Below are 13808 nucleotides of genomic sequence, written 5' to 3'. Positions count from 1 at the left end.
AAGTATCGCCCGTTTTAAAATGTCCTTTGCCTAAAATCTTATTGCTTATTGGGTCGTATTCAACTTCTACGAAAAAAGCGTAAAGGGCGTACAGGTTATACTTTCTATCGACTGTTATGCGGTTGGTCAGGAAAGCACCGTTTTCCCAAAGGTCGTTTCATTGCTCCGTTTCGGATAACATCATGTATTCGTATAAACCCATGTGATAAAAGTAAGATTATTCGGATTATATTTGATTTATGGAAGTTATAAATTCATTTTTCAGCAACATAAAGGATAAACTAACAAACCCTTTTTTCGGTACTCTAATATTGGTATTGCTTATCCAACATTGGGAATTCGTCTATGCTATTTTCAATTTTGATAGTGATTGTACCCTAGATGAAAAACTTGTATTCCTTCAAAATTATATATCGGAAAACATAACATTTGAAACTCTGTTTAGAGATTGTGCTTATGCCCTAGGCTATATGACACTTGGATATTTAATAATTGTAGGTACGCGAAGCTTAGTCTTAGCAATAGAATTTAGACTGATGCCGTTTCTTACAGGCAAAATCGTAAGCAAAAAAGTTGTTGAAAAGAGTTTATACGATGAAGTCGTAAAAGAGCGTGAGGATTACTTTGACCAGTATGAAGAACAGCGAAAGAATGTTAGAAGCTTCTCAAAAACTATTGACGCACAAAACGAGCAAATAAAAGAAAAGGATAAAGACTTAGTGAAACAGAGTCAAAATTTAAGTAGTATTATAAAGGAAAAAGATAACGTAACCAGTAAGTTGAGTTCATCTGAAAAAGAAAAAGAAAACCTTACTAGTGAACTGAAATCATCAAAGAATGCACTTGATAATCTTACGAAACAACATAAAATTTTAGGACTTAAATTAAAAATGTTCGAGAGTCTTTATTTCGCCAGTGAAAATGAAGTGTACTATACCTCTAAAGAAGATTTTCCTCCTGAAATCAGAAATAAGGTAAGAGAACTAAAAAGGGACGGTATGTGGGAACAATTTATTTCTGTTGGACTTTTTTTTAAAAAAGGTGGCTCTTTGGGTGGTGAGGTATTATCAGAAATGATTAAAAGAAACTTAGCATTTGATAGAGATAAGCAAGAAGATTGGACTCCCTACGGAAGAATTATATGGAAATACAAAAATTTATTTGATGATGAGAACGAAATATCATAGGAAAGCTCCTATTTCAGATCAACCCCTTAACCTTCCCAACGGCATTGATATTCACCCCTGCCAACTTCATCGTATCCCTTAAAGATTGGCCTTTCTTTAGTTGTTTTACGAATTTGGGGTATTTAGATAGTACTTGCTCCTTTGATTATGGGTATAACGGCCCTTGTTTTTTGTTGGGAATTGCAACCCAACAACCTACTAACCTGTATTGGGTTAAAGTTACTACCTCTAGATGTTTGGAATCCGTTACCGTTGAGGTTATCCGCTATAGATTGTAGAGTATCCCCGTTAGCCTTTAGATTAGCGGCGTAGGCTCTTGCCCTGCGGTTGTTCTCATTGAGTTCCTTTTTCAGGGCCATTGCCTTGGCACCCTTTGCCCTACCCTCGTTGGTAAGATTCCGGGGACTACCGAGCTTAACGCCCTTATTCTTTAAAACAGCTAATGCGGCCTTGGTACGCTCGCTTATCTTTTGGCGTTCGTCCTTGGCAATGGCAAGCTTTAGATTTTTAAGTAGTTCGTTATCATTTGGGGAATCGGATTCTATGTACTGAATCCCTAACTCTTCTAAGCGTACCGCAATTTTAAAGCCCCCACGGGACAACCTATCCAGTTTTTTGATAACCAGTATAGCCTTATGGGTCTGGCACTCCCAAATAGCTTCGTTGAGGTTGACCCTGTTATCTTTGCTACCGGAAGCAATGTCCGTAAACTCTTTTAGGAGCTTACCGCCAGTACCGGATATGTACCGTCTAACGCTTTCCTGTTGGGATTCCAAACCTAATCCGCTATGGCCTTGTTCCTTAGTGGATACCCTATAATATGCTATATAGTTCATTGTCAATTGATTATAATTAATAAATGCAAATATAACAATTCTGTAACAGAGGTTACTGTTTTGTTATGTCTTTTCGATAAAACGCAAATTGTTATATTTGTAACGCCTTGTTACAAAAAACTGTAAAAAATATGGAACGATTCTATTATCCTAGTATATTAGTAGGGTAATAGAAGGGGGAGGGGTCTGCAAAGAGAGGCGTATTTTATGGATTGCTTTGGATTTGTAGAGGTAAGATTAGCCTTTATTGTTTTTCTAGTTTCAAAATTAAGCTCGGTAATAAACTCCAATAAAAAAAATTGCTCAGCACTTGCTATGCATATTTTAGTTCTGGTAGGCACACCAAAAAAATCCTTCAAACCTTTGGAAACCCCTAGTATTACTATAAATATATCCCTTTTAGTTTATATTATTTTTAATATAGTTCAGTAAGTTTAGTAGAAATCAATAAAAAGACTTGTAGCAATAAAAAAAATATGCAATCTGTAAAATACCCTTTTTATTATATTACCATAGTTTTGAACACTCTACCCAACTCGGCAAATCAAAACCATTTTTACTACTTGAAGTCAATAAACACGGTACTTCCCGGATTATCCACCTCTAACTTGTGTACTAGGCACTAAAAAGCCCCCATGTAATTGGAGGCTGTTTTTAGTCATTCCCTGCAGTTTATGAAAGCCCTATACTCCTCTGGACGAGCTTCCCAATACAATCTCATAGCTTGCGATCTAAGATACTCTTTCTCTTCCTTGTTTCTTAAAGCCTCCCTCATTTCAAGTATTTCCCACCTTTTAATCAGTTCAAGGTTAATATTTACGTCATATCGTGAGGCAAGCAAGAGCGAACCCCTCTTACTAAGGGTATAATTAATCCTGCTTTTGCCCTGTTTGTCAATGTAACTACTTGATTTCCAAAGACTGCGCAATTCTGCGCTCGCCAATCTGCTTTCCATGACACGAATATCCCGCATAACGTCGTTATGTCTTTTACCTGTAATATCAGCTATCTGGTTACTGGTAATTTGGCCTATATCGTATAATTCCAATCCTTCCATATTTATTTGGCCTAATATCAATTTATACTGTTTTATTTGGTCGCACAAAAGCAGTTTCATTTACACGGCGTTAGTGCTTCCAATAGTTCCGATTTCTTATAGTACCTTCTAGATCCAATACCGTGGGCTTTTACTTTCCCACTATTTGTCCAATGCCACAAAGTACTAGAATCTATTTTAAGGAGTTCGCAAGTTTCCGATCTTGTAAGAAGTTCATTAATCGGATTGTCGGTATTTAGTTTTTTTAATATCGGATCCAAACCCTCTTTTAACCTTTTATCAATAAGGTCGCCCAATTCAGCCGGGCTAATGCTTGTCAATAGGATGGAATTTTCCATATGAAATTATCTTATTGCGGCCAGAGCCATGTTTAACGTTGATTTTTTGCCGCCTGTAACTACGGTCAATCCCAATAAATTGAGAGAAATAGTATCCTCTGTGGCCTACGCTATTGGTAGCCGGGGAAGTAATTTAGCATTTGCCTATTCGTAGATAAGGCTTTCCAAATTACAGATACAAATATATGACTGCATTCAACCTAAATAAAACTGATTTTTAAGGATTTATCAACCAACTGCATGATAAAAATGCATACCATAGGAATGGTTTGATTTATATTAAGACAAAAAAAAACTCCCTTCTTGGGAGTTTAGATTAAGTTATTATTTAAAGATTCTATTAAGCTACGTCGGCGAAATCATCAAGGATATTAGCCCATCCCATCAAAACCTCATCAACGCTATCACAGCTATCGAATACAGCTTTTAGAATAGGTATTATCTCATTCCGGTTATCATATTCCAATACTGCCAAGTCCATGGCAACGTTAAGCTCCTGATTTCCCTCGCCTTCAAATACCTTGTCCAACAGTCCTGTTATTTTTTCCTCTATTCTGATTCTTGCATTTGCATTCATATCCATTGATTTAAGATTAATTAAAATATTTGTAGGCATCTATGGCCGATTGCTGGTTACTCTTTTGTATATAGTTCAAAAATTGGCTTTCAGAACTATGTCCGGTTATACCTATTAGAACCGAAGTAGGCACCTTTCCATAGAAGTTAGTGGCAAAGGAACGCCTCCCGATGTGGGAACTGACCAACTGCCATTTAGGATAATCCCCTACAATATCCCGGTAACTTCCCTTTTTGGCGTTCGGTTTGATGTTTACACGTCGTTTTCCGGTACAAAGGTTACCCAGTCCTGCCGCCTTGGCAACATCCTTTATGTAGTCATTGTATTTTTGGTCGCTGATGGCCCTAGGAAAATCTCCGCCCCTTTTACCTAGGACATCCATTACCTCTTTCAGTACGGGAATGGTCATTAGCTTGCCCGTTTTCTTTTGCTTGAACTCCAAAAGGTGCTTACCCTTTTCGGTTCGTATCATATCCTTGGTAAAGCGCAAAAAATCGCTTACCCTTTGCCCGGTATAACAGGATATGATTAACCAATCCCTAGCGTTATCCAAGTATTCATTGGATAGTTTAAGGTCGGCAATCCTTTCAATCTCTTCAAAGTTGAGGTAGATATGTTGTACATCGTGCAACTTTAATTGCAGGGTCTTTAGATGGGGATGTGTTTCCAATCCGTTGTACATGGCATGGTAGCAGATGGATTTTAGGGTCTTTAGTTCCCGTTGTTGGGTATTGGGGCTATATCTTTCCTTTATGTAATAATCCTGAAATTCCTTTTTGAAATCCTCATTTACATCCTTAATCAACAAAGTCCTCCCTAGATATTCCTCCATTCTCTGCATCTTGTGCTTTACGACCCTGATACGCCTTGCACTCATAACGCTTATATCGTTCTTTTTTTTGTCAAGGTAGTATTCTATGTAATTGACAATGTCCCTAGGCATCCTTGTTTGCGGCCTCCCTTCTTCGGGGTCATAATATTTGTTGATGACATCTTTTAGCCATTCTTTATTTACAGTAGAGGGGTCTGACAAATGAAACTCATCAAGTATATGAGCCTCTAAATCGGTCAAATGTTGGTTGACTTCGTTATAGGCGTTCCGTTGGCTGACTTCCCTTATGGCCCGCAAGGTTTTCTTATGCGTTGTTTCCCAATAATTACGGGAAACCTTTAAACGGGTCTTGCCACCGATTACGGAATCTTCCCCGTTGAACCTGAACAATAATCTAACGTTGATGGTCGCCTCATCTTTTGTAGAACGATATAGATAGTTTACGGTCGCCATGCAATTAGGTTTTACTCTATTAACGGAGCTAAGATAAAATTTTTTGTACGGTTTTTGTACGGTTGGACACAAATTAGATGAAATTCATACAAACAAGTTCAAATACCTAAACACGAAAATAGTCCGATTTCCCTTTGTTTTTAAAGGGTTTTCAATAATGTTTATCGAGGTTAGGTCTATTTCTCTTTTCGAAATATAGTGGTACTGGAGGTACCACAGAAAAAACTCGTAACATACTATAAAAAGTAGCGTTGCGAGTTTTCTGTTTTTAGCAGGGTGCTCCAGAGGGTGCTTGTAATGAACTTTGAAGAAAAATGAACTTTTCTGACTACTTAAAAATACAAAGTTCCATCGTTATCGCCTACTCATTTAGACCAATTACGTACTTGTTTGATAAACGAAAAATCAAATTTGGGTCCCTCAATTGAATTGATTTGGCCTTAATGGCCGACAGTGCAGACCTATTTTTCTGTTTACTTCATTGTTATTTTTCTTAAATTTAAAACCATAAATGACCCGTGATTTTATCCATATTAATGACTTCGTAATTTTGGTGGAAGAAGCAGATTCTGCCAAAATAGAAGTGGATGCGTGTTACTTTGATGAACCCATAGTTGCTGTTGCTTTCTACGGTTCGGGTAATGTAGATTTAGCCGTTAAATATGGTGAAAAGCAGAAGAATTTTCAATATACCAAAGGTCTGTCCCTGTCATTTTATGCAGACGAAAAGGTAGAATTTGAACATACAGTTAGCCCAAATAAGAACTTGAAATGTATCGTCGTGGCAACGAAGCTAAGTAAGCTGGAACAACTACCAAATCAAGAAGGTGATTTATTTTCGGACCTACTGGAAGAATTGGTTAACCCTAAAGACCATTATGTAGAAGGCCCTAGTTTTTTTATGACACCTGAAATGGAAAATATCGTCGATGCCTTTTTTTCAAACAGTTATTCTGGTAAGACTAAAATGATGTTTTTCCGAAGTCAGATTACGGCCTTGCTATCCCATTTCTTTGGTCAACTTGCCTTAAAACAGGAAGAAGCCTCAAAACCGCGTCATCGAGAACAATTAAATAAGGCAAAGGATATTCTTTTGGAAAATTTGGAGAATCCACCCTCACTTTCAGAGCTTTCTAAAGCCATTGGATTCAATACTACCAGACTTAAGAAAGAATTTAAGGCTATTTTTGGCGTTCCCGTCTTCAAATATCTTCAAAACGAAAGGCTTGCTTCAGCCCACAAACTCATCAGTGAAAATGAGGCTACCGTGCAGGAAGCGGCGTGGCAAGTGGGTTATGACAGTCTAAGTTCATTCTCAAACGCTTTCGCGAAAAAATTTGGCTATCGCCCAAGCCAAATTAAATAGAATACCTAAGTAGCTACCCTATTAGTCCAAGGGTAAAAATGTTAGACTGATAAAGAATATATTGGTGAACACATGCACCAGAAGAGGGTATTGAAAACCAAAACCTATCCGCGTGTACCCCGCCGTAGTTGCACTGAATAATTGAGGTAGTGTTACTATGGGCAACCACAAAAGGTTAACCAAGTTTAATTCAAAATTAAAAATGTGTAGGCAAGCGAAACTTAGACAGGATAAATAATATATCATTTTAAAGTGCTTCTCCCAAAACCGCTGTACTATTGCTTTGACGGTTTTCCGCTACACACGGCATAAGCAATCAACACAACAATGATGGCACTGATTACTCTGCACCAAAAAGTATCATCCACTAGAGACAACCGACTTTTAAGAATGGCTTAAGTGAGCACATAATACATAAATCCACCAGTGATTAAGGCAAAGTAAATCGGATTAAATTTAAATGACAGTCTAAACGTTATTTCTTCAAATATGGGTAACACGATCCCACCAACTACCAGTAAGAGCAACGTGTTAAATCGTTCGGCCATACTCGCTGACACAAGATTTTCAGGCTCATAAATAAATTGTAATAGTGATGTGACCGTTATTGAAAAAACCACCTAAATTAACAAGAGACCAATAGTATTTTGGTTTGATTAAAGGATAGGATACCATCATTTTGTTCATTTGATAGCTATTTACCTGTTCTACGAACAAAGGCAATGGATGCGACTAGAATTAAAATGAAGAATGAACCAATGGCCATTATCTGAATCATTTTGCCCTGTTGCATCGTAAACAAAAGCGCATCCACTTTCCCCGTTTGTAGAAATACCCAGTCGCTGGCGATTCTCGTGGCAAAATTTGTACTTCCTGTTGTCAACATTATAATGCCATCTTTTGCCACTGGATTGTATCTAAAAGCGGTATTGATGGGGGGATTGTTTTTTCCATCATGACCTATTACGAACCCACCGTTCTCCAATTCTGTATAGAGGAAGGTTCCCAATCCGTAGATGGGTGTTCCAAGCGTTTCTGCCTCCACTTGCCACATTAATTTTTGGAATTCCGGTGATACCGGTTTTTGATTAACATTGTCTTCATCAAAAAGATGGAAGAGTTTTTCTAGGTCTGCTAAACTTGTGTATAGTGCACTTGCAGCCTGTGCTGTATAATACCGCTGTGCTGCTTTTGAACCATCCGTTTCATAGAAATCGCATAATCTATCCTGAAAATTTTCATCCCATTGGTAAAAAGATGAATGCATCTGTAGCGGTTCAAAAATTTCGCTTTGCATATAAGAGTCAAAGGATTGTCCGCTTACTTCTTCAACCATGAGTTGCAATACGGTAAATCCACCACCGGAGTAGCGCCACTCACTTCCAGGTTCAACCCCTATTAGTATTCTGCCATCGCTACCTGGGTCTGCATCTATGGCTTTGTTAAGTGATGCTTCCAAAGACTGAACATCCTTAGGGTTCTTAAAACCTGCATACCCTAGTCCGTCTGTTAAACCCGCAGTATGGCTCAACAATCTCCTTACCGTAACTTTAGTATTGTCAAAATCACTATGAGGTAATCGCCACCTTGTGAGATAGCGACTTACGGGTGCATCCAAATTCAACTTCCCATCCTCCACAAGTTTCATTACACCAATCGCAGAAACAAATTTTGAGAGTGAGGCTACTTGGAAAACTGTGTTCCTATCCGCAGGTTTATCATTGGAATAAAAGGATTCCTCTGCTAGTTTACCGCCTTTAAATAGTGCAATGGCCATAGTTCCCACAAACTCATTTTGCAATTCCTCTTGCACAGAAGCAATAAACTCATTAGGCATTTTATCTTGGGTAAATGGGGTATGCCACCAGCCTTTGTCCATACTTATGAAAATTGCTGCTACCCAAATGATAAGTATCATGACCGTTAATGCCGTATATTTCAAAAATCTTTTCATGATGTTTATTTTAGAAGGGTTGATTACGATTTAGAAAAAATCTTTAAAAGCTCCGAAAACACATCCTCGTTTACCGGAGCTTTTGTCAATTGATTAGTTCGCCTGTGATACTGCGACGTTCCAAACACCTGTTGCCGCAACTTTAGCAGCATAATCGCTAAAATCGATGGGTTTTCTGCCCAATATTTTTTCGATGTCATTGGTCACTTCGGCCAATTTAGGATTGCCCAGTACTTCGGTAAAGAGGTATTCAATAAGCCAAACAAAATCTCCTGGTACACCGGCCTTTCGCATACCTTCACCATATTCTTGAATGGAAACTGGGATAAACTGTATTTCTCTATTGCTTGCTTTGGCAATTTCTGCAACAGCTTCCCGAAAGGTTAGCGTACGTGAACCAGTAAGTTGATAGATTTTTCCATTGTGTTCGTCATCTGTCAAGGCTTTGGTAGCCACGGCTGCGATATCGTCGGCATCAACCCAAGGAATTTGCGCTTCAGCTTGTGGTAATGCTACCATACCCTCCAAAACGGGTTCTAGCAAAAAGTTTTCGTTAAAATTCTGGTTAAACCAGCTTGCCCGAACAATGGTGTAGTCCAATCCTGAATGAATGATAACCTGCTCACAAAGTTGCGCTTCACGTTCTCCCTTACCAGAAAGAATGACCAGTTTTTTCACGTTGGCTCTCTTAGACTCCTTGACCAATTGTTCAATAGATCGTAACGCTCCAGGCACGGCCAAATCAGGCTGATAGGTAATGTACACTTTGTCCATTCCTTCTAAGGCTTGTGCCCAACCTTCTGGCTGATGCCAATCGAATGCTGGTGATGCACTGCGTGAACCTATTCGCACGTTGTGGCCTAATACTTCTAAGTTTTGAACTACTCGTTTTCCTGTTTTACCTGTTCCTCCGATTACTAAGATGTTTTCTGCTTTCATTTGTATATGATTTTAAATTGATAAATAACTATGCTTCAACTCTTGAAGCCTTTTTTGATTTAACCGTTTGAAAATTTAGTATGTACTTTGGCATACCAATACAGCGTAGCAATGGCTATAAACTCAACGCCTATCAGCCAAAAGCCCGGATCTGTAAAGAATTCATAATGTGAACCTCCATTCGGCATAATAAACAGGGGTACCGTTATCATCGCATCTAGAATGCCTGCAATCAAAAAGAACGTTAGTCCAACCCAATATCCTTGGGTATGATTATCCTTTTTGTAATACTGCAATGCTCCAAGCCAAACCAATGGCACTACGGCAATAAATAAGGCAGTGTTTGCTTGTTGTACCGGGTTTTCTAAAATGGGCATGAAGAAGGATATATTGTATATGCTCACCCCAATAATCCAGATGATAATCCCAATACCAATTGCTCTTAAATATTTCATAACTGTTTGTTTTTTAATGGTTTATTGTTTGTTTTCCGCTTTCTCGCCAGCCTGCGGACAAAGGCAGAAAAGCATTAAAATTTTGAATAAATCAATCCTATTAACAATAGCGCAAAGGATGTAAAAGAGGCAATGGTACGCTGTATGTGCCAGCGGTTCCAAGGCTGCTCAAATTTGGTTCTCAACTCTTTAAGCTCAATGGCCGAAAGGTTTTCCAGCACCGTTTTGTCAAGTATTTCATTGAGGGGTACATTTTTGAATACTGTAATCAAGCCGATACCGATAAAGAAAAGAATAGCTGCTATCAGATATGACCAAAACGTGGTTGGGTGTGCATTTTGGTGCAAAAAAGCATTAATGAATAGCAGTATTGCCGGTCCAAAAAAGGCGATTAGAAAACTGCTGTTAATGATTTCGCGGTTCATTGCTTGAAACGATTGCAAGAAGCCTAAATCATCGAGTCTGCCTATGCCCGGTGTTATGGCGTTTGACCATGTAAAACACAATCCTGCCGTAAGTCCGGTAAACAAGATGCCCGTTAGCAATACAACGATTTTAAAGTTGATTTCCATTTTATTTGTTTTTTGTGGACGATATCCAGGTTAATAAATTTTGATACTCTTCGCTCGTGAGTTTGATTTTCTTGCCTTTGGGCATTCGCTTTTTAATGAATACCTGTTTGTACACGCTATTTGACCAGTCGTTCATATTGTCTTCGGTAAAAACACGTCTGCGATTACGATTTACGTGGCAGACATTGCACTTATTGGCAAGAATCTCAAACGCCCTTGTTTGGGTTGAATCTTTTACTATTGGGTTATCCGATTTAATTGGGGCATAGGTTTGCGCGAAGTCTTTCTCATTGCTGTTTTCTCCTAAAAGGGAGAGGGTAAGCATGATCGTAAATTTTGTTAGTGCCGTCATCATCGTATGATTCTTTGATTATGATGAGACAAAATTGCGCAGATATACCTCCAATCATTTATTCGAGCGGAAGTATGATTTGTTCGAGAAGTGCATTTGGTGAAAATTGAACTCTAAATACTTGGATTTAAGGGGTAGTATCCAGAAACTATTTCCAAACGAATTTCTTCAGACTTGCCTCAATAGTTATGATTATAGCTGCTTAGAAAATACTGCTATCTTATCTTTCAATTCTTTTCTAAAGTGCTCATTAATAACTTGGCCTTCTTTAAAATTGTCATAAAAAGACGGCAGCGAATACGTCTCCATGATTTTTGCTCCTAGAAATGGAAAAGAAGTAGTTGCTGATTCTAGAATAGTTGCTCCTCCTCTTGCTCCCGGTGAAGTCGCCATAAGCAACATAGGTTTTTCTTTCCAAACTTTCATATCTAATCGTGATAGCCAATCCAAAGTATTTTTAAACACTGCAGTATAAGAGCCATTATGCTCTGCTAATGATATGATAAAGGCATCGGCTGAATCAATGATTTTATCCAATCTTTTTACCGCAGTGGGTACGCCATTCTCCGCTTCAAAATCAACTCCATATATGGGGAGGATATAATCATTTAAATCTATAGTTACAATTTCTACCTCTTTCAAGAGATTGGCAACATATGCTATAAGCAATTTGTTGATGGATTTTTGGCTGTTGCTACCTGCAATGGTGACTACTTTTTTCATACTATTTAGTTTTTTAAATTTTTACGGTAAAACAATCCGAAGTTTAATTGTGTTATTGGTTCAACGCCGTATTGGTCAAAGTCTAACCCAAGCCCAATTTGATGGCCTTTATAAGATGCGCCTAAACGTAGTTGCTGAAAGCTTCTTGAATGAGATTTGAACTTATCCCAGACGGTCAAGAACTGCCCATTCAACCACAGAGAAACTTTTTTACTTAGTTGTTTTTGTATTTGAAATTGGGTAAATATTTCGCCGAGGCCCGCATCTTTCTTTTCTGAATATGCTATGGTAGGAATGACCACCAGAAAAGTTCTCGAATTTTGTAGTATGAACTTACCCGAAAGCCTTTCTGAAAATCCTCCAAAACTATTATAGTACAGGGAAGGTCCTAGAGCAATAATCTTGTTGATGTTCCAAAAAAATGTAGGCTGTACACCTACTTCATCAAAAATTTGATTTTCCCTTTCCCTGAATTTCTGAAAGAAAGCAAGGGTAGCAATACTTAAGGCATTATTATCATTAATCGAATAATTGGAGAATAAAGTGAAGTCTGTTTTCTCAAAACCTAAAAACAGTTCTAATTGGGTAAATTGTGCTTGTAAAGTGCTTACAAAACCAATTATTGATGATACCGATATGATTCTTAATTTTTTCACACTTCAAAATTCCAATTGGAGAGCGTGAAAAAAAATGAACTAGTTTAAGACTTTTACATCCGATTGACTTTTGAAATAATTTTACTCATAAATTCTGGTGTAATCCCAATATAAGCAGCCAAATCTTTTTGAGTAATTCTATTTATGATTTGCGGATATTTCTTTTTAAAAATGATATATCTTTCCTCGGCCGTTAAAGATATTCCATGGTTTGAGCGTCTGATGTAACTTATTAATGACCTTTGATATAAAATGCGATAAAAACGTTCAAATTTTGGAATCTCTTGAAATAGCACATCATAATTTGTTCTAGAAATTCCAAGCAGTTCTGAATGTTCAGTTGCTTTGATATAGTACCGAGATGGCTCTTTTGTCATAAAGCTAGAGATATCACCGGTCCAATAATCTTCAATAGCAAACATTGAAATGTGAGGTGCACCATCTTCATCCAAGGTATATACTTTCAAACATCCTTTGGTTATAAAGTATTCATACTTGGTAATCTCGCCCGCTTGCATAAGAAAATCTTTCTTCTTCACCCTAATTTCGGTCAATAAAGAAACGTATTTCTGCTTTTCTAACTCAGTTAAATGGATGAACCGAGATATGTTGTTTAGTATAAGATGATGTGATTCTTTAAAATTCAATTCCTACCATTTTTGCTCGAAATCAATTTAAAGAATTTATTAGAAATTAAAAAGAGGCTATTTAGCTATGCAATAGAAGTATAGCCGAGTACTCTCATATTAGACTTTTCATCATAAAATTACATCCACATTGAATTTTCTAAGGTGTTCTTCCTTTTTTTCAGCTAAAGGAAAGTTTGGTGTTATCATTTTCACTACACCTACTTCCCTAGATATTTCATATTTACTGTATTAAATGGTGTAGGACTTTAAATAGCCTCGGTTTTGAAAACCAAGTTTGTGATAGATTGGTGCTCCCAATTTAGACGCCACTAGGTGTATTTCTTCACTTTTATTTTTAACGGCATGGTGCAATAAATGTGCTGTCATCGCCTTGCCCAAACCTAAACCTCGAAAGTCCCTTCTTAACCCAATCATGTGCAGCCCGGAGTCATTGTTGGAATCTAAAAACAAGATACCACAACTTACGTAATGGTCGTTGTGTCTACCAATGAACAGTTGAACCTTGTCTTCCCCAATAAGTGAGAAAAGGGTAGATGGGTAAGTGGTATACCCGAAAGCCTTTCTGAAAATCCTCCAAAACTATTATAGTACAGGGAAGGTCCTAGAGCAATAGTCTTGTTGATGTTCCAAAACAATGTAGGCTGTACACCTACTTCATCAAAAATTTGATTTTCCCTTTCCCTGAATTTCTGAAAGAAAGCAAGGGTAGCAATACTTAAGGCATTATTATCATTAATCGAATAATTGGAGAATAAAGTGAAGTCAGTAGCACGAGCCACGAAAGTGGTGGCCATATAAAATATTTTGTGGAAATTAAGAATCAATTACTGATTTAAACTTCTCCTCGGCCATGGCCAGAAG

General features: G+C 37.7%; 17 protein-coding genes. 2 read left to right on the top strand and 15 right to left on the bottom strand.

The window, feature by feature from the left end:
• Nucleotides 1-239: 239 nt before the first annotated feature.
• Nucleotides 240-1187: a hypothetical protein gene (locus D7Z94_RS05880; RefSeq protein WP_120710559.1), complete on the top strand. Its 948-nt coding sequence runs from the start codon at nt 240-242 to the stop codon at nt 1185-1187.
• A gap of 122 nt (nt 1188-1309) precedes the next feature.
• Here D7Z94_RS05880 and D7Z94_RS05875 read toward each other — a convergent pair whose 3' ends face one another.
• The 5 genes from D7Z94_RS05875 to D7Z94_RS05850 form a co-directional block, all read right to left on the bottom strand.
• Entirely contained in the window at nt 1310-2023 is a 714-nt protein-coding gene (locus tag D7Z94_RS05875; RefSeq protein ID WP_120710558.1) for a recombinase family protein, read from the bottom strand.
• Between the two features lie 658 nt (nt 2024-2681).
• On the bottom strand, nt 2682-3140 hold the full coding sequence (locus tag D7Z94_RS05865) for a Rha family transcriptional regulator (protein ID WP_120710556.1): 459 nt from the start codon (nt 3138-3140) through the stop codon (nt 2682-2684).
• Nucleotides 3137-3418 (bottom strand): helix-turn-helix domain-containing protein, encoded by a 282-nt coding sequence (locus D7Z94_RS05860; protein ID WP_120710555.1) that lies wholly within the window; start codon nt 3416-3418, stop codon nt 3137-3139. The genes D7Z94_RS05865 and D7Z94_RS05860 overlap by 4 nt, the downstream gene beginning before the upstream one ends.
• A 340-nt stretch (nt 3419-3758) precedes the next feature.
• Nucleotides 3759-3995 carry a hypothetical protein gene (locus D7Z94_RS05855; RefSeq protein WP_147415835.1) on the bottom strand — a complete coding sequence of 79 codons (237 nt, stop codon included), beginning with the start codon at nt 3993-3995 and terminating at the stop codon, nt 3759-3761.
• A 16-nt stretch (nt 3996-4011) separates the two neighbouring features.
• Complete coding sequence (locus tag D7Z94_RS05850) at nt 4012-5280, bottom strand: tyrosine-type recombinase/integrase (protein ID WP_120710553.1); 1269 nt, start codon at nt 5278-5280, stop codon at nt 4012-4014.
• 511 nt (nt 5281-5791) lie between these two features.
• On the opposite strand from D7Z94_RS05850, the gene D7Z94_RS05845 reads away from it, so the two are divergent.
• A complete protein-coding gene (locus D7Z94_RS05845; RefSeq protein ID WP_120710552.1) occupies nt 5792-6646 on the top strand; it encodes a helix-turn-helix domain-containing protein in 855 nt (284 codons plus the stop codon).
• 694 nt (nt 6647-7340) lie between these two features.
• Here D7Z94_RS05845 and D7Z94_RS05840 read toward each other — a convergent pair.
• From D7Z94_RS05840 to D7Z94_RS25815, 10 genes are all read right to left on the bottom strand, one after another.
• The gene (locus D7Z94_RS05840; protein ID WP_245967148.1) at nt 7341-8600 is read right to left on the bottom strand and encodes a serine hydrolase domain-containing protein; all 1260 of its coding nucleotides are present in this window, start codon (nt 8598-8600) and stop codon (nt 7341-7343) included.
• Nucleotides 8601-8693: 93 nt separating this feature from the next.
• Nucleotides 8694-9539, bottom strand: a complete 846-nt coding sequence (locus D7Z94_RS05835; protein ID WP_120710550.1) for an NAD(P)H-binding protein — start codon at nt 9537-9539, stop codon at nt 8694-8696.
• Between the two features lie 59 nt (nt 9540-9598).
• Nucleotides 9599-9994, bottom strand: a complete 396-nt coding sequence (locus D7Z94_RS05830) for a DUF5367 family protein (RefSeq protein WP_120710549.1) — start codon at nt 9992-9994, stop codon at nt 9599-9601.
• A gap of 74 nt (nt 9995-10068) precedes the next feature.
• Nucleotides 10069-10566, bottom strand: coding sequence for an anthrone oxygenase family protein (locus D7Z94_RS05825; protein WP_120710548.1), 498 nt, complete (start codon nt 10564-10566; stop codon nt 10069-10071).
• A 1-nt stretch (nt 10567) separates the two neighbouring features.
• The gene (locus D7Z94_RS05820; RefSeq protein WP_147415834.1) at nt 10568-10891 is read right to left on the bottom strand and encodes a hypothetical protein; all 324 of its coding nucleotides are present in this window, start codon (nt 10889-10891) and stop codon (nt 10568-10570) included.
• Between the two features lie 219 nt (nt 10892-11110).
• Nucleotides 11111-11641: an NADPH-dependent FMN reductase gene (locus D7Z94_RS05815; RefSeq protein ID WP_120710546.1), complete on the bottom strand. Its 531-nt coding sequence runs from the start codon at nt 11639-11641 to the stop codon at nt 11111-11113.
• A 5-nt stretch (nt 11642-11646) separates the two neighbouring features.
• On the bottom strand, nt 11647-12297 hold the full coding sequence (locus D7Z94_RS05810) for a hypothetical protein (protein WP_120710545.1): 651 nt from the start codon (nt 12295-12297) through the stop codon (nt 11647-11649).
• Nucleotides 12298-12350: 53 nt separating this feature from the next.
• Entirely contained in the window at nt 12351-12944 is a 594-nt protein-coding gene (locus D7Z94_RS05805; protein WP_120710544.1) for a Crp/Fnr family transcriptional regulator, read from the bottom strand.
• 231 nt (nt 12945-13175) lie between these two features.
• Nucleotides 13176-13436, bottom strand: coding sequence for a GNAT family N-acetyltransferase (locus D7Z94_RS26185; protein WP_394347415.1), 261 nt, complete (start codon nt 13434-13436; stop codon nt 13176-13178).
• On the bottom strand, nt 13409-13741 hold the full coding sequence (locus D7Z94_RS25815; protein WP_211341744.1) for a hypothetical protein: 333 nt from the start codon (nt 13739-13741) through the stop codon (nt 13409-13411). Before D7Z94_RS25815 ends, D7Z94_RS26185 begins: the two co-directional genes overlap by 28 nt.
• Nucleotides 13742-13808 lie beyond the last annotated feature (67 nt).

The organism is Ulvibacterium marinum, from assembly GCF_003626755.1.
Classification (GTDB): domain Bacteria; phylum Bacteroidota; class Bacteroidia; order Flavobacteriales; family Flavobacteriaceae; genus Ulvibacterium; species Ulvibacterium marinum.
This window is presented reverse-complemented; position numbering and strand designations above follow the sequence as displayed.

Coding starts and splice junctions, on each gene's coding strand:
- D7Z94_RS25815 (WP_211341744.1), bottom strand. CDS start 13,741: ATGGCCACCACTTTCGTGGCTCGTGCTACTGACTTCACTTTATTCTCC.
- D7Z94_RS05835 (WP_120710550.1), bottom strand. CDS start 9,539: ATGAAAGCAGAAAACATCTTAGTAATCGGAGGAACAGGTAAAACAGGA.
- D7Z94_RS05825 (WP_120710548.1), bottom strand. CDS start 10,566: ATGGAAATCAACTTTAAAATCGTTGTATTGCTAACGGGCATCTTGTTT.
- D7Z94_RS05830 (WP_120710549.1), bottom strand. CDS start 9,994: ATGAAATATTTAAGAGCAATTGGTATTGGGATTATCATCTGGATTATT.
- D7Z94_RS05865 (WP_120710556.1), bottom strand. CDS start 3,140: ATGAAACTGCTTTTGTGCGACCAAATAAAACAGTATAAATTGATATTA.
- D7Z94_RS05860 (WP_120710555.1), bottom strand. CDS start 3,418: ATGGAAAATTCCATCCTATTGACAAGCATTAGCCCGGCTGAATTGGGC.
- D7Z94_RS05820 (WP_147415834.1), bottom strand. CDS start 10,891: ATGCTTACCCTCTCCCTTTTAGGAGAAAACAGCAATGAGAAAGACTTC.
- D7Z94_RS05815 (WP_120710546.1), bottom strand. CDS start 11,641: ATGAAAAAAGTAGTCACCATTGCAGGTAGCAACAGCCAAAAATCCATC.
- D7Z94_RS05855 (WP_147415835.1), bottom strand. CDS start 3,995: ATGAATGCAAATGCAAGAATCAGAATAGAGGAAAAAATAACAGGACTG.
- D7Z94_RS05850 (WP_120710553.1), bottom strand. CDS start 5,280: ATGGCGACCGTAAACTATCTATATCGTTCTACAAAAGATGAGGCGACC.
- D7Z94_RS05875 (WP_120710558.1), bottom strand. CDS start 2,023: ATGAACTATATAGCATATTATAGGGTATCCACTAAGGAACAAGGCCAT.
- D7Z94_RS05840 (WP_245967148.1), bottom strand. CDS start 8,600: ATGAAAAGATTTTTGAAATATACGGCATTAACGGTCATGATACTTATC.
- D7Z94_RS05880 (WP_120710559.1), top strand. CDS start 240: ATGGAAGTTATAAATTCATTTTTCAGCAACATAAAGGATAAACTAACA.
- D7Z94_RS05845 (WP_120710552.1), top strand. CDS start 5,792: ATGACCCGTGATTTTATCCATATTAATGACTTCGTAATTTTGGTGGAA.